Here is a 14,035-nt window from a genome sequence, read left to right on the forward strand (position 1 = left end):
TATGATGTGTGTCAAACTTCCTCCGCCATCCAACTCACTGTATCCAACAACCGAACTAAAAGCACTATTCCATCCTCCTATCAGCCTTATGTTGTTGTTGGATATCACAACACCGCTACCACTGTCGTTCAAACCACTACCGACTGAATACACACCTGACTGTATCAAGATGTTCTGTCTGTTGGTTGCTACAGCCTTCTGTATTGCTACTTGAATAGTTTTGACAGGCCTATCCTTTGACAAGCCGTCGTTGGCATCGTCGCCGCTTGGTGAGACATACACTGGGTTGTCAAACACCTCTTGTTGAGTTCCTGGACCTCCACCTGGACCTCCACCTGGACCTCGACTTGAACCACCAGCCTGGTTGCCCTCTGGAGATGGCGAGCAGGACAGCAACAGGCTTGCAACAGACAAACTCAGAATCAAGATTGTCGCTACTCTCAACATACATACCTCCTTGAATATTTTTCGCTTCTATATAAATATACTTGTCAAGTAGTGATTTTTTGCAAAAAATTTTAGAAACCATTCCTAATCATTTGGTTATCCATCAACTTCTTATCCACATTATTAAGCATCAATAAAAATTTTAGACTACCGTCAAAGACTTGGTATAGTTGTTAGTAAAGAATATATTATTTATAATTGCTTTCGTAGTTAAATGTATGAGTGAATCAATAACTTTTAAGGTAGCAAAATATAAGCCCGGAAGTTACATAATGATAGAAGGAGATAAAATTCCTGAAGAGTTTTATATTATCCAAAGTGGGAGAGTTCAGGTATTTGAGACTATAGACCCAATAATAAGAGGGAGTAAGGATGGTGTTTCTCTGAATAAGGGGGATTTTTTCGGTGTTGTATCGTGCATGAGTAAAAGGAGTAATATGGAAACCGTTGTGTCTTTGGAAGATACATCTCTACTGTGCATTCACAGGTCGCAGTTTGGAGACTTGATACAAAAGAGTGCTCCAATAGCAGTGAAAATATTGAGATTTTTCAGTCAAAAACTTAGAGAGTATGATACAACGCTTACTAAGCTTACTTTTAAATCACATACTGAAGAAGACCCTTATCAGTTATTTAACATAGCAGAATTCTATTACTCAAAAAAAATGCAAGAGCAAGCGGCATACGCATACAAAAAGTATATAGAATACTGTCCTGATGGAGGTTATGTATCTGTTGCTAAGATGAAGCTTGCTTCAATAGACCCAATTATAGCGATGGCTGAACCTGATATAGACCCGCAAAAGTCAATTGAGAGGTATCATGATAATCAAGTTGTATTTTGTGAGCATGAGTATGGAGACAAGGCCTATGTAATACTCAAAGGTAATGTTAGAATAACAAAGTTCGTTAATGGTAATGAAGTTTTGCTTGCTGTTCTCAAGGAGGGTGATATATTTGGAGAGATGTCAATACTTGAGAATAAGCCTAGAAGTGCTACTGCTACCGCAGTAGGTGAAACCGAGCTTATGTATGTGAAGCGAGAGAATTTTGAGGCTATGGTTCATACCAGACCAGAAATAGCAACCAGAATAATAGAACTCTTAAGTGATAGAATATGGGCTATATACAGACAACTCGCTAACATAGCACTCAAAGAAGCAAATGCTAGGATATACGATGCTATAATGATACAGATTGAGAAGAATAGAATCACAATAAAACCCAAAGAATCATACAAACTCAACTTCTCCGTTGAAGACCTTATAAAGTTTCTTGGCTACAACATTGATGAAGGTAAGAAATACATAAAGTCAATATTAGATTCTGATAAGAACATAAGTATATCAGCTGATGGTAAGATAGTAGTAAATGACCTAGATAAACTTTTAAAGGATGTTACCTTCTACAAGAAGAAACTGCTTATGGATCTCAAGATACAGCTTAGTAGGTTACAACAGAACAAACAGTGAAGGATATTCTCAAATTAGTGAATTTGAATTATTAGGGTAAGGTTTTGTATAATTTTATATACTAGCGGGAATAGCTCAGTTGGTAGAGCGCTTCCTTGCCAAGGAAGAGGTCGCGGGTTCAAGTCCCGTTTCCCGCTCATAGATGACAGAGATAGCGAAGGTTCTAATTGTAACAGGAATTGTTATTCTTGTTATAGGTATCATTCTCTCGCTTCTTGATAGAGTTCAGTTCAACCAGTTCAAAGGGCTTCCAGGAGATATATTCATACAGAAAGATAACTTCATCTTCTTCTTCCCGATTGTAACGAGTATAGTCATTAGTATCATACTATCAATACTGTTCTTTCTGATATTTTCAGTATTTAGAAAACAATAATAGAATCTAATCCATATCTATTCAAGGAAGTTCTTGTGAATTAAAAAACTAATTGGTAGTAGGATAATTCTGTGTATGGCAAACTTGTAATTAGCAATTACTTAAACTTATAAAATTATAGCGATGGAAGAAAGGTATGTAGAGGTTGGTAGAATTTTAGGTAGGTTCAAGCTTGAAAATCAGGTTAAGGTTGAACCACTTTTGGATACTATTGAAGAAATGTTGAGAATAAGTGAATATTATCTTAAGACGATGACTGGATACAAGAGGATCAAACTTAAAGTTGATTTTGTGGGTTCTAATTACGTAGTCTATTATGTTGAAGATTTCAACCCTCAACTAGTTGATCACCTGAAGGGCAAAATTATTTTTACTCCTTATCAAAACCTACCAAAGTTGAGAGAAGACCAGTTTTATATAGCAGATCTTGAAGGTAGCACAATATACGAGAGTGATGGAAAAGAAATAGGCACTTTAAAGCGAGTTCTTACTGATGGAAAGAATTATTTTCTAGAGTTTTTAGATTACATCATACCTCTTTCTAGTAGGTATGTTAGAAAGGTAGATATTCGCAGTAAGAGTATAATATTAACTGAAGTATTTTCAAATGAAAAAGAGTATCTTAAGTAATTTAATGCCGAATATTCATATATGAACAGAGACAATGCACCTATAATATTTACAATCGTTTTATCAACCATATTTGTGATACTTCTTACTTCTTTCATCTTCTCAAGAGGAGGAGTGATGGATACGATCCAAAAAGGGGAGGAGATATCTCAGCTTAGGGAAGAGGTATTAAAGATGGAAAGACTTAATAATGAAAAATCTGAGCAGATTAAGAAGCTTAAGAGTGACGAAAACTATCGTAAATCTGTAGTAAAAGGACTAGGATTTGAAGTTGATGAAGGTGAGTATGTATTTAGGTTTGAAAAGAATACCAGTGATAGATTATTGATAGACTCAAAATATCAGAAAGACACAAACAACATATTAACATTTCTGATAGCTCTTGTAGTTTTTCAACTGGTGATTTTCGCAGTTATAGGTTTTAGAATGATCCTTGATATTTTTTGGAGATAAGTTTTGTAGATTGTTATTTTTGGGTTGGTGGTGTAGTAGGTGTTTTTGAAGGCATTGAACAGTTTCCGTTGAAGATGCATCCCGATTCTATGTATAGGTCTGGTGTTTTTATATCACCTGTCAGTCTAGCACCACTTATCATCTCAAGTTTGTCTGTTGCTTCAACATTACCTATGATTTCACCGTAGTTTGTTATGTTCGCAGCTTTTATCTGTGCTTTGACTACCGCTTTAGGTCCTACAACTAGATGTCCTGTAGCATCAATCTCACCCTCAAAAGTTCCCTTTATCATAAGAGATGTTGAAAACTTTAGAATACCCTTGAAAGATATATCTTCTGCTAAAACTGTGTTAATATTCTTCTCGTCAATAACATGCTCCTTCGGCATACCTAAACCTCCAAACTTGAACTTCATTATCAAAGATTTACCCAGCTTATTTCAATTTACTAATTCAAGTCTGATGGAATTCAAGACTTTCTTCTAGAACTTTTAAAGTCATTAGTAATCTAATATAACTTCTAACAAGATTTTATTCTAACCAACTTTGTAATTTACTAGTTTATTCCCTTCTGAAACTTAAGAAGAAAATTAATATGATACTCGTATAAAATTTGTGAATGGAGGCTATCAATGGGTATAAAAGAATACTGCGAAGATATTGCTAGAAAATCAAAAGAAGCATTTGAGATTATCTCAACATCACCCACTAGTCAGAAAAACTATGCTCTATCGTTAATAGCGAAGCAGATAAGAGAGAATAAGGACTTTTTGATAGAGGAAAATAAGAAAGATATTGAATTCACTAGAAGCAAAGGTAGGTCTGAAGCACTCATTGATAGAGTTGTCTTGAATGAGAAGAGGATAGATGGTATAGTTGACGCTATACAGAATGTTATACTTCTTGATGACCCTGTTGGTAAGGTGGTGTATAGTTCTAGAAGACCTAACGGAATGATAGTTAATAAGATTAAAGTTCCAATAGGAACTATCCTTATGATATACGAAGCAAGACCTAATGTAACTGTAGATGCAGCAACACTAATTCTAAAGAGTGGCAATACAGGTATTCTAAGAGGTGGAAGCGAGGCATATAACACAAATATTGCTCTTTCAAAACTCATATCAAAAGCGATAGAAGACGCAGGGCTGCCAAAGAATGCTATCCAGTATGTTGATAGAGTAGAACACGAAGTTGTTGATGAACTACTGAAGATTGATTCCTACATAGATTTGGTAATACCAAGAGGTGGAGAGGGACTTATAAGAAGCGTAGTTGAAAAATCCAAGATACCTGTCTTGAGGCAAGAGAAAGGCGTATGTCATGTGTATGTTGATAAGAGTGCAGATAAGGAGATGGCAGAAAGGATCACTATAAACGCAAAAACACAAAGACCATCAGTATGTAATGCAGCAGAAACATTACTTATACACAAAGATTACCCTTACAAAAAGGAACTACTTGAAGCACTGATAAAAAAGAATGTAAAACTCAAAGGATGTAGGCGAACCCTAGAGATAGTTTCAGTAGAGGAGGCAAGAGAAGAAGATTACTATAACGAATACCTTGACTATATTATGAATGTAAAGATTGTAGATAGCACCGATGAAGCAATAGCACACATAAAAAAATATGGATCAGGACATACCGAATCTATAGTAACTAGTGATTATTTTGAGGCGAATAAGTTCCTATCCAAAGTTGATTCTTCAACAGTTATGGTTAACGCATCAACAAGATTTACAGATGGAGGTGAGTTTGGACTTGGTGCTGAAATTGGGATTAGCACACACAAGCTACACGCAAGAGGACCTATGGGATTAATTGAACTAACATCAGACAAGTGGATTGTATATGGGAATGGTCAAGTAAGGGAGTAGATTAGTTCTCTGAAATTTGTTTGAAAGCCTTGTCTCTCATGTTTGCTATGAAACTATTCAATTCTTCAACAAGTGGTTTTAACTCGTATGAAATTAAGTCACTCGCTGAAACGAAATCACGTTTTTGCACACTACCAATTAGTGATTCTATTATGCTATTTATACTGCCAAATTTTGAAAAATCAAATGATTGTAGATAGTCAGAAAATAATTTGCTACCAGACGATGTGATTACATATCTCAAGAACTCAATGAGACTTATAAATATTTCTGAGAATTCGTATATTTCCTTTAGAGCTTCTTCGTCGTTTCCTGTCTGAAGTTTTAAAGGAATGTCGTCAATTAACCTTAAGATGTTTGATAGATCATTATCTATAGTTGTATCAAAGAAAAGATTGCCTTCCTGGGATATCCTATCAAGAACTTTAGTTATGTCGTTCAAGAGTGTTTCAAGTTCGTCTAATTTATTCATAAACTCACTTTTCTTAGTATCATTTTGGAGTTCATTATAGGTGAAGTTAGATATAAAATTAACTATTTCATTTCTTCGCAACACGTATTCGGACTTAGGAGAAAATATGAAGAGTATATTGATTGAAGTTATTAATACTTCTATTATCCAAGATCTTGCTTGATCAAAAGTTCCAAAATCAATATTTCCTTCTTTGATGTGTTTTCTAAGGTTTTGAGTGTAAGGTATAAGAGAGTGTAAGAGAGATGTTGATATTTCAAAATACGACGCTGTCTCAACTTCAAGATTTGAAACTGCTTTTATCTCAATTCTTTCAAGTAATGGGTCATCAACACTAAAAGGCTTGCCGTCAATCCTCAATTCTGTTATTGAGTGTCCATAGCTACTAACTATTTCTGCTATATTCTCAACAACATCCTTTATAGTTCTTTCGTTGTCAATGCTATAGTCAATCTTGTTCCCCATTATGTATATGTCCATTACATATCCTCTCATAGTATATTATATCGTAATTATCTATTTATCTTTCAAATTTTAGACCTTTTTGTTAATACAGAGTTTTTTATTGAATTTATAATGTATAGATTTTTATAATTTTTGAAACCAGTTCAGCAAGGGGGCGGTTAGCTCAGTTGGTTAGAGCGCCACTTTGACGCAGTGGAGGTCAGAGGTTCGAATCCTCTACCGCCCAAGGTCGGGATGTAGCGCAGCCTGGTAGCGCACACCCTTGGGGTGGGTGGGGTCGCTGGTTCAAATCCAGTCATCCCGACATATATCAAACTCATATCCTATCAGAAGCCCACTTAGCAGTCCTCGCAACAATTTCGTCTTTGTCTTCCACTAACTTATTTATGGTATCCCTTAAACTTTTAGCACCGTTGTTGACTGCAACTATTATCGCATTTCTAACCATCCCCCTTCTACCTGCTCTTAAGAACGCTTTACCCTTGAAAGCCTTCTTAAACTGATTACCACTGGGTATTGACATAACGTATTTTAGGTTGAGGAAAGGAGTTATCTCGGTATTAAATTTCTTTATTCTCGTTACAAACTTCTTAAGGTAAAGGATCTTGTTAAATGGACACACTTCTTGACATACATCGCATCCGAAAATCCAATCACCAATCAAAACTGCTAAATCATCGGGTATCACTCTTCTGTATTCAATAGTAAGGTAAGATATGCACTTTCTGGCATCAAGGACATAACCAGAACTCATTAACGCTCCTGTTGGACAAGCAGTTATACACCTAGAGCAGCTACCACATCCCTTGAATTTAATTCTATCATCATACTCAATCTCAAGATCAGTTAAAACCTCTCCTATAAAAAAGAATGAACCAAGTTTGGAATTTATCACGCAGGTATTCTTGCCCTGAAAGCCAAACCCTCCAGCAACCGCAAAACCTCTTTCATACAAAGGAGTAGCATCAGAAAAAACTCTATACTTGAACTCTTTTTTTATCTCCCTCTTCAGTCTCTCCACAAACTCATTGAGCATTTCTCTAATTACAAAATGATAGTCATACCCCCAAGCATACATTGATACTCTACCAAACTCTTCAGAAGGTCTCTCAAAGTAAGAAGAATTGAAATAACTAGCACCAACAAGTATAACTGTTCTAACCCAGTTTTCAATCAGAGTCGCGTCAAACTTTTTCAATCTGTGTTCTTCAAGGTATTTCATATCACCATTGAGAGACTTTGATATCCAAGTTTGGTAGCTAGTAATTAAGTCAGGGTCTTTTGAAATTGAATAAGGTTCAACAAAAGAGACTATATCAAAACCAACATCAAGGGCAATACTTTTTATTAATTCCTTCATTTAAAGAATCCCGAGCGGTAGCTCGGGAGAGAAAAATTAGTCAAGTATCTCAAGAATAACTCTTCTTCCGTTCTTGACAGCAACTGCACTTACAATAGTTCTTACAGCCTTTGCAATTCTACCCTTCTTTCCTATAATCTTACCTATATCCTCACTCCTAACTTTAAGTTCAAGGATGGTAGATTTTTCACCCTCAACAACCTTGAGAGAAATATCTTCAGGGTAATCAACTAGTGATTTTACAATCTGTTCAACAAGATCCTTTTCCTTCATAAACCACCTCTCCTAAAAATTTTTCTACTTCAAAGAAGACGAAAACCGCTTGTATAACTTTCCAACCGTTTCGGAAGGTTGAGCACCAACTGAAATCCAGTAATTATATCTCTCCTGATTTATATAAAGTTTTTTCCCTTCCATAGGTGCATAATGTCCGAGACTCTCAACATAAGCACCATCTCTTCTTTTCCTTGAGTCAACAACAACTATCCTATAGTAAGGTCTGTGCTTAGCACCAAACCTCATAAGCCTTATTCTAACCATATAGACCTCTAAACTTTAAGTGAAATTATAAAAATACCTTAAAAATCTAATCAAATTAAGTAAAAATTTCCGATCTGTTTTTCATCGTTTTACAAGTTTCATAGAACATACTAACTCAAATTTCTAACGTCAAAAACATTCGGACAACTTAACAAAAGCTAGAACCTATAGTGAGTGGATACAAAAAATACAGGAACTCCTACCATGTTGCCTAAAGGTAAATATATGTTCCCTATACTATTTACTCTAAGTTCGGCAGAGATACCAAAATTGTCTGTTACAAAGAAGTCTAAACCAACTCCGAGGTTAAACTTGACTGGTCTTCTTTGAGAGTAGAAATCAAAAGACACTTCAAGAGGAACATAAACACTACCCCAACCAAACTTCCATACACCAACAGTTCCGACTAGTGGATAGAAAGTCATATCAAAATATCCTAAAAAAGCTAGATAGTTTAGTAAAGAATATACATTTATAGATGGGATATAAGTATCACTACTTTCATAAACCTCTCCAACTATATAAGTTTCAAACAGAAGCGAACCAAAAAGTGTAGATAGAGGATATACCCTACCTCCAATATTAAATCTATCAATAACCCCATACCTTACACCTAAACCAACATTAGGCAATGGTAGTGGAATGGAAGTGTAGTAGAAGAAAGCTCCTCCTACTGTCAGTTCAATCTCAAACTTACCACTCTCAACAACCTTTCTACCCACCGATGGTGCACAACTTGAAAGAAAAGATATAATGGTAACCAATATCAATATCCTTCTCACAAAGTTCATTATAAATAAGACATCAAAAACACTCAAGAAAACAAAACATCACTTGTTGAATTCAACTAGTTGAATATTCAAAACTCTGGACTCTTTGCTTGATTACTTTTAGTTCTAGGATAGTATTAGTTTTACTTCTTTGTAAGCCTTTTGGATGCTCAATAAAAAAACATTTACTCAACCACAATATAAACTTCACCTAATTGTGGATTATATGCTGCTGGTAGGATGACAAAATCAATAAAAGAACAAGATAATACCAAATTTGACATAGCAAAAAGTTTTTGTTTATATTGTAGCATTTACAGGAGGATTGTATGCTAAAGAGAGAGATGGAAGATGCGCTAAATAGGCAGATAAACGAGGAATTATACTCATCGTACTTGTATCTCTCAATGAGTGCTTATTTTGAACAACAGGGACTCTCTGGCTTTTCAAAATGGATGATGATACAAGCAAAAGAAGAACTCAAGCATGCTATGAAGATTTACAATTATATAATATCACAAAATGGTGTAGTAAAACTCTTTGGACTGAAAGAACCCCCACACACTTGGGACTCTATACTACACGCAGCAGAGTCTGCCTACGAGCATGAGAAATACATAACAAACAAGATACACGAACTTGTGAACTTAGCACAGAAGATTGACGACAAGGCAACAGAAAATTTTCTACAGTGGTTTGTAGAAGAACAGGTTGAGGAAGAGAAAAATTCCTACGACTTACTTAGAAAAGTTAGGATGGTTGAAAAACACGTTGGAGCACTACTTCAACTTGACAGAATACTATCGGAAAGAGAAGATGAAGAGGACTAAAACTTAACTACCACAACAAACTCTCCCTTATCCTCAAATTCTAGATTACAAGGATTACCATATATTACTTCTTCATTTAATTTAGTAATCTCACGAAATAATACTATCTCAGAGTGTGGGTATTTACTACAAACAACATTTACAAACGTTTTTACTCTTTCGGGGGGTATGAAGAATATTACTGGAAATCCATACTTACTCAAATCTTGAACTACTTTCTCAACTTTCTTTTGACTTTTAGGGATAAAACCATAGAATATAAACTTACTCATTGGAATAGGAGATACGGAAATCGCAGAGGTTAAAGCAGAAGGACCTGGTATAGGGATACACTTGACACCTCTTTTAGTTAATTCTCTAACCAAGATACTGCCGGGATCGGATAAACCTGGTGTTCCAGCATCTGAAACTATAGCAACTTCTTTACCGTCTTCAATAAGTTTCAAAATTCCATTAACACTGTTGGCTTCATTCGCAGAGGTAATCTTTATAAGTCTTTTCCCCCTTATACCATAGTGATTGAGTAGTTTGAGGTGGTGCTTTGGGTTTTCACAAACAATAACATCAACCTTTTTTAGTATATCCAGTGCTCTTATGGTTATATCCTCTAGGTTTCCAATAGGAGTTGAGACAATGTATATTTTTTTCATCGTTTCTTTCTTAAGTGTGCCGGTGGAATTCCCATACTTTCTCTGTATTTTGTCACGGTTCTTCTAGCTATCTTTATTCCTTTATTCTTCAAGATATTAGCAATCTTATCATCAGATAAAGGTTTGTCTCCTTCGTTTTTCACGAGTGTATCTATGAGTTTCTTTATCCTATCAACAGAAACTTCCTCACCAATTACACTTTTACCAGACCTTGAGAAGAAATACTTTATTGGAACAAGACCAACTGGTGTCAGAATATACTTGTCCTTTATAGCTCTACTAACCGTTGATATCGTGACGCCTAACTCTCCAGCAATATCCTCTATAAGAAGAGGGTTAAGGAAATTTTGTTTGTCTAACAGAAAATCTCTCTGGTGCTCAATAATTTTTTCTATTATGCTTCTAAGAATATTTTTTCTGTACTCAATAGCAAGTATAATGCTTTTTGCTTTTACTATCTTATCCTTAAGTTCCTTTGAACCAGATTTTTTCACAGCCTCAATGTATTCCTTCTTTATCCTCAATCTAGGTATATAATTATCATTGAATTCAACTTCTAGACTATCATCCGTTTTTCTAATCACGGCTTCAGGGACTATGAAGGAAGGTGATTTTGAAAAATTAACACCTGGCTTAGGGGAGAGTGATTTTACAATCAACCTCAATTCTTCCACTTCTTCCTTTGACAAACCGTATTTTGAAGATAGAAATCTACTATCTTTGGCTAAAAGCTCTAGATCGTTTTCTATAATTCTCTTATAAGTATCAATATTCCGTAAATTCGGGTAGAAATTTTCCAGCTGGGATATTAGGTTCTCTTCAAGAGTTCTACTTCCACATCCAACGGGATCGTAAGTCTTAATCCTCTCTCTAACTTTTTCTATCTCCTCTTCAGTGAATTCATAACCTTCCACCTTCTTCAGAGTGCTTATATCGCCTTTGAAATAACCATCATCATCAATTTCATATATAATATAGGATGCGAGAGTAAATAGCCTTTCATCAGCTATGTCAAGCCTTGCCTGAAAAAGAAGATGTTCTTGTAGCGTCTCATCCGTTGAAAAATTATTCTCAAATACCTGGGTTTTCTCATATGACCTCCTACTGGTTGACTCAAATTCCTTCAACCTTGATATCTCATAGGTATCACTAATCTCACCTAGATTGGTATCTGTTTCATCAATACTATCCTCTCCAGACTCAATACTTTTAGTTGTAATTAAAGTTGTGTCTTCTTCCATTTCAAGCAATGGGTTATCTTCAAGTTCCTGTTTGATCTCTGTCTCAAACTCAGCAAGCGGAAGTCCTAGGAGCTGTATGGTCTGCGATAGTAAGTTCATTGGTATCTGCTTAAGAGATAATCTGTATGTCTGTTCCAAGTTATTACTCTTTCTCATCTTAATAATTATAAACAACAAACATAATTAAATTACTAAAAAATATCCAGTATTGTCACTTGAGAAAAGGCTAATAAAGTTGGAATAATCTAATTTTATTAAACTATTTGAAATCGGTATTGGATCTTGTATAAAATTGTCATTACCTTGGAGGTTTTGATGTCCGAAGTTGCTGGAAGGAAAGTCTATAAGGTTGGGGTGGTAGGGGCTCCGAATGTTGGTAAGACTTCATTATTTAATAACCTTGCTGGTGCTAACGAGAAGGTTGGAAATTGGTCTGGGACTACAGTTGAAAGAAAGGAGAAACGGATAAAATATGACAACAAAGAAATTGTATTTGTTGACCTACCCGGAACCTACTCTCTTTCAGCATCATCCATAGATGAAAAGATTGCAAGAGATTTTATACTAGAAGAAAAGCCAGATATTATGATTGTAGTAGTTAATGCTACAAATCTCTACAACAGTCTATTTCTACTTACTGAACTTCTTGAACTTGGGTTTAATGTTATAGTTGCACTAAACATGATTGATGTTGCCAAGAAAAATGGTATCAAGATAGATGTTGATGCGATGAGTAGAACCTTCGGAGTTAAGTTTATACCTACACTTGGTAGAACAAGAAAAGGTGTTGAAAGTCTTAAGAAGGCAGTCATTGATAAAATATCCAAACTAGAATCTGATGGTAAAGCCGAGAGTAGTCTATCCATTGAATACCCAAGTGTCATTGAGAAAGGTATATCTAAACTGATTTCTATACTTAATCAAGAGGGCATAATATCCTCTCGTAGTTTGCGAGGAACAGCAGTAAAAATACTTGAGGAAAATGACTTTATCTTAAAATCAAAAGTTCTAAATAATGGGATTCAAGACAAAGTTTTTGAGGTTATAAGAGACACTGAAAAGGATCTAAGGACAATCTCAAACGACGACATTGATGCAGCGATAGTTCGTTCAAAATATAATTTCATTGATAAAATCCTAAAAGAACACACTCAGAAGCTTCCAAACAGGAGAGAGACAATCCAGAGAAAAGTAGATGAAATACTTACTAGCAAGGTATGGGGGCTTATTGTTTTCCTTTCTACTATGTTTGGTATATTCCAACTCGTCTTTGTGATAGGAGATCCTCTGGCAGGATTGATAGAGGAAGGCTTCTCGCAACTTTCAGAATGGGTTAAATCCGTTGGGGAAGTGTATTCTTGGAATAGTATATTCGTATCCTTCATAACGGATGGTCTTATATCAGGTGTAGGAAGTGTTTTAGTATTCCTACCTTACATTGTAGTTTTATTTGCGTTCATAGGTATTCTTGAAAATAGTGGTTTTCTAGCACGAAGTGCGATAATGATGGATAGGATGATGACAACTTTTGGGCTACACGGTAAGTCATTCCTACCTATGCTTATAGGTTTCGGCTGTAATATACCGGGAATTATGGCTACCAGAGTTCTATCCTCATTCAAAGACAGACTAATAACTGTTCTGGTTCTACCGCTTATAAGTTGCTCTGCGAGACTTACAGTTTTCGTTGTTTTCACTTCAGCATTGTTTAAGGAATATCAAGGAATTGTTCTTTTTGCTATGTATCTTCTAGGTATCGTCCTAGCGGGAATCTTTGGAATAATTTTCAGAAGAAACATTGCTAAAGGTGAATATTCTCTTTTCGTCATGGAATTACCAGACTTTAGATTACCTTCGCTCAAGGTGCTCTTTTCAGAGGTATGGTATAGGAGTTTTCTCTTTGTCAAGAAAGCAGGAACAGTAATAGCCTTGGTAGTTATTGTAGTTTGGCTTTTAGGTTCTCTACCTCCTGGAGTTGAATACGCTTCTGAAGAGAGTATTCTTGGAGTGATTGGTAAAACACTTCAACCTATCTTTTATCCAACAGGTTTCGGTAGTGAATGGCAAGTAGTAGTTTCTGTATTTACTGCTATATTAGCAAGAGAAGTTGTGGTTGGAACTTTGGGAACTGTCTATGGTGTATCAGAAGAAGGTATTACAGAAGTTTTACCAAGTATATTTACTCCTTTATCAGCCATATCGTTTCTGGTTTTTATGCAGGTTGCGATGTTGTGTATTGCTACCGTCGTTGTAATAGCAAACGAAGTTGGTAAGAAATGGTCTGTATTCAGTTTCTTTTACACTATCTCACTAGCATGGGTTTTGAGTGTAATTGTATATAACTTTGGAAGGTTGCTAGGAATCCAGTAATAAAAGTATTCTACATTTTCAAAGGATTGTTAGAATAATAACAAAAACTTGAGATACTAAATTTTAAGTAAAAAGATCTA

The 14,035-nt window shown here is 35.4% G+C and carries 16 protein-coding genes and 3 tRNA genes; 10 read left to right on the top strand and 9 right to left on the bottom strand.

From position 1 onward, the window contains the following. A partial coding sequence (locus tag NZ579_05260) for a hypothetical protein (GenBank protein MCS7299349.1) occupies nucleotides 1–447 on the bottom strand: 447 nt, incomplete at its 3' end. Nucleotides 448–665: 218 nt separating this feature from the next. Here NZ579_05260 and NZ579_05265 point away from each other — a divergent pair. The 5 genes from NZ579_05265 to NZ579_05285 all read left to right on the top strand — a co-directional run bounded on the left by NZ579_05265 (nucleotide 666) and on the right by NZ579_05285 (nucleotide 3,378). After that, nucleotides 666–1,919, top strand: coding sequence for a cyclic nucleotide-binding domain-containing protein (locus NZ579_05265; GenBank protein MCS7299350.1), 1,254 nt, complete (start codon nucleotides 666–668; stop codon nucleotides 1,917–1,919). Nucleotides 1,920–1,983: 64 nt separating this feature from the next. Further along, nucleotides 1,984–2,056: transfer RNA gene (locus tag NZ579_05270), tRNA-Gly, on the top strand. Between the two features lie 5 nt (nucleotides 2,057–2,061). Further along, nucleotides 2,062–2,295, top strand: coding sequence for a DUF2905 family protein (locus NZ579_05275; GenBank protein ID MCS7299351.1), 234 nt, complete (start codon nucleotides 2,062–2,064; stop codon nucleotides 2,293–2,295). Nucleotides 2,296–2,418: 123 nt separating this feature from the next. Continuing rightward, nucleotides 2,419–2,925, top strand: a complete 507-nt coding sequence (gene rimM / locus NZ579_05280) for a ribosome maturation factor RimM (GenBank protein ID MCS7299352.1) — start codon at nucleotides 2,419–2,421, stop codon at nucleotides 2,923–2,925. Between the two features lie 21 nt (nucleotides 2,926–2,946). Beyond that, nucleotides 2,947–3,378, top strand: coding sequence for a septum formation initiator family protein (locus tag NZ579_05285; protein MCS7299353.1), 432 nt, complete (start codon nucleotides 2,947–2,949; stop codon nucleotides 3,376–3,378). A gap of 13 nt (nucleotides 3,379–3,391) precedes the next feature. On the opposite strand, the gene NZ579_05290 is transcribed toward NZ579_05285, so the two are convergent. Continuing rightward, the gene (locus NZ579_05290) at nucleotides 3,392–3,766 is read right to left on the bottom strand and encodes a polymer-forming cytoskeletal protein (protein MCS7299354.1); all 375 of its coding nucleotides are present in this window, start codon (nucleotides 3,764–3,766) and stop codon (nucleotides 3,392–3,394) included. 243 nt (nucleotides 3,767–4,009) lie between these two features. Here NZ579_05290 and NZ579_05295 point away from each other — a divergent pair, with 243 nt between their 5' ends. Further along, nucleotides 4,010–5,257: a glutamate-5-semialdehyde dehydrogenase gene (locus tag NZ579_05295; GenBank protein ID MCS7299355.1), complete on the top strand. Its 1,248-nt coding sequence runs from the start codon at nucleotides 4,010–4,012 to the stop codon at nucleotides 5,255–5,257. A 1-nt stretch (nucleotide 5,258) separates the two neighbouring features. Here NZ579_05295 and NZ579_05300 read toward each other — a convergent pair whose 3' ends face one another. Continuing rightward, nucleotides 5,259–6,224, bottom strand: coding sequence for a hypothetical protein (locus NZ579_05300; GenBank protein MCS7299356.1), 966 nt, complete (start codon nucleotides 6,222–6,224; stop codon nucleotides 5,259–5,261). A gap of 122 nt (nucleotides 6,225–6,346) precedes the next feature. Here NZ579_05300 and NZ579_05305 point away from each other — a divergent pair. Next, a tRNA-Val gene (locus tag NZ579_05305) sits at nucleotides 6,347–6,420 on the top strand. A 4-nt stretch (nucleotides 6,421–6,424) separates the two neighbouring features. Further along, nucleotides 6,425–6,498 (top strand) — tRNA-Pro (locus NZ579_05310). Nucleotides 6,499–6,510: 12 nt separating this feature from the next. On the opposite strand, the gene queG is transcribed toward NZ579_05310, so the two are convergent. From queG to NZ579_05330, 4 genes are all read right to left on the bottom strand, one after another. Then, nucleotides 6,511–7,554 carry a tRNA epoxyqueuosine(34) reductase QueG gene (gene queG, locus NZ579_05315; protein MCS7299357.1) on the bottom strand — a complete coding sequence of 348 codons (1,044 nt, stop codon included), beginning with the start codon at nucleotides 7,552–7,554 and terminating at the stop codon, nucleotides 6,511–6,513. A 36-nt stretch (nucleotides 7,555–7,590) separates the two neighbouring features. After that, nucleotides 7,591–7,827, bottom strand: coding sequence for a KH domain-containing protein (locus tag NZ579_05320; GenBank protein ID MCS7299358.1), 237 nt, complete (start codon nucleotides 7,825–7,827; stop codon nucleotides 7,591–7,593). A 24-nt stretch (nucleotides 7,828–7,851) separates the two neighbouring features. Continuing rightward, nucleotides 7,852–8,094 carry a 30S ribosomal protein S16 gene (rpsP, locus tag NZ579_05325; protein MCS7299359.1) on the bottom strand — a complete coding sequence of 81 codons (243 nt, stop codon included), beginning with the start codon at nucleotides 8,092–8,094 and terminating at the stop codon, nucleotides 7,852–7,854. Nucleotides 8,095–8,252: 158 nt separating this feature from the next. Then, complete coding sequence (locus tag NZ579_05330; GenBank protein MCS7299360.1) at nucleotides 8,253–8,876, bottom strand: hypothetical protein; 624 nt, start codon at nucleotides 8,874–8,876, stop codon at nucleotides 8,253–8,255. 317 nt (nucleotides 8,877–9,193) lie between these two features. On the opposite strand from NZ579_05330, the gene NZ579_05335 reads away from it, so the two are divergent. Further along, nucleotides 9,194–9,694, top strand: a complete 501-nt coding sequence (locus tag NZ579_05335; GenBank protein ID MCS7299361.1) for a ferritin — start codon at nucleotides 9,194–9,196, stop codon at nucleotides 9,692–9,694. On the opposite strand, the gene rsmI is transcribed toward NZ579_05335, so the two are convergent. Both rsmI and rpoN read right to left on the bottom strand, forming a co-directional pair. Then, nucleotides 9,691–10,344 carry a 16S rRNA (cytidine(1402)-2'-O)-methyltransferase gene (gene rsmI, locus NZ579_05340; protein MCS7299362.1) on the bottom strand — a complete coding sequence of 218 codons (654 nt, stop codon included), beginning with the start codon at nucleotides 10,342–10,344 and terminating at the stop codon, nucleotides 9,691–9,693. The two genes, NZ579_05335 and rsmI, sit on opposite strands and share 4 nt — an antisense overlap. After that, nucleotides 10,341–11,741: an RNA polymerase factor sigma-54 gene (gene rpoN, locus NZ579_05345; GenBank protein ID MCS7299363.1), complete on the bottom strand. Its 1,401-nt coding sequence runs from the start codon at nucleotides 11,739–11,741 to the stop codon at nucleotides 10,341–10,343. The genes rsmI and rpoN overlap by 4 nt, the downstream gene beginning before the upstream one ends. 159 nt (nucleotides 11,742–11,900) lie before the next feature. Here rpoN and feoB point away from each other — a divergent pair, with 159 nt between their 5' ends. Next, complete coding sequence (gene feoB / locus NZ579_05350) at nucleotides 11,901–13,955, top strand: ferrous iron transport protein B (GenBank protein MCS7299364.1); 2,055 nt, start codon at nucleotides 11,901–11,903, stop codon at nucleotides 13,953–13,955. The last annotated feature ends 80 nt before the right edge of the window (nucleotides 13,956–14,035 follow it).

It is taken from the genome of Spirochaetota bacterium (assembly GCA_025061835.1).
Lineage (GTDB): Bacteria > Spirochaetota > Brevinematia > DTOW01 > DTOW01 > SKYB106.

Coding starts and splice junctions, on each gene's coding strand:
- NZ579_05265 (MCS7299350.1), top strand. CDS start 666: ATGAGTGAATCAATAACTTTTAAGGTAGCAAAATATAAGCCCGGAAGT.
- NZ579_05275 (MCS7299351.1), top strand. CDS start 2,062: ATGACAGAGATAGCGAAGGTTCTAATTGTAACAGGAATTGTTATTCTT.
- rimM (MCS7299352.1), top strand. CDS start 2,419: ATGGAAGAAAGGTATGTAGAGGTTGGTAGAATTTTAGGTAGGTTCAAG.
- NZ579_05285 (MCS7299353.1), top strand. CDS start 2,947: ATGAACAGAGACAATGCACCTATAATATTTACAATCGTTTTATCAACC.
- NZ579_05290 (MCS7299354.1), bottom strand. CDS start 3,766: ATGCCGAAGGAGCATGTTATTGACGAGAAGAATATTAACACAGTTTTA.
- NZ579_05295 (MCS7299355.1), top strand. CDS start 4,010: ATGGGTATAAAAGAATACTGCGAAGATATTGCTAGAAAATCAAAAGAA.
- NZ579_05300 (MCS7299356.1), bottom strand. CDS start 6,224: ATGAGAGGATATGTAATGGACATATACATAATGGGGAACAAGATTGAC.
- queG (MCS7299357.1), bottom strand. CDS start 7,554: ATGAAGGAATTAATAAAAAGTATTGCCCTTGATGTTGGTTTTGATATA.
- NZ579_05320 (MCS7299358.1), bottom strand. CDS start 7,827: ATGAAGGAAAAGGATCTTGTTGAACAGATTGTAAAATCACTAGTTGAT.
- rpsP (MCS7299359.1), bottom strand. CDS start 8,094: ATGGTTAGAATAAGGCTTATGAGGTTTGGTGCTAAGCACAGACCTTAC.
- NZ579_05335 (MCS7299361.1), top strand. CDS start 9,194: ATGCTAAAGAGAGAGATGGAAGATGCGCTAAATAGGCAGATAAACGAG.
- rsmI (MCS7299362.1), bottom strand. CDS start 10,344: ATGAAAAAAATATACATTGTCTCAACTCCTATTGGAAACCTAGAGGAT.
- rpoN (MCS7299363.1), bottom strand. CDS start 11,741: ATGAGAAAGAGTAATAACTTGGAACAGACATACAGATTATCTCTTAAG.
- feoB (MCS7299364.1), top strand. CDS start 11,901: ATGTCCGAAGTTGCTGGAAGGAAAGTCTATAAGGTTGGGGTGGTAGGG.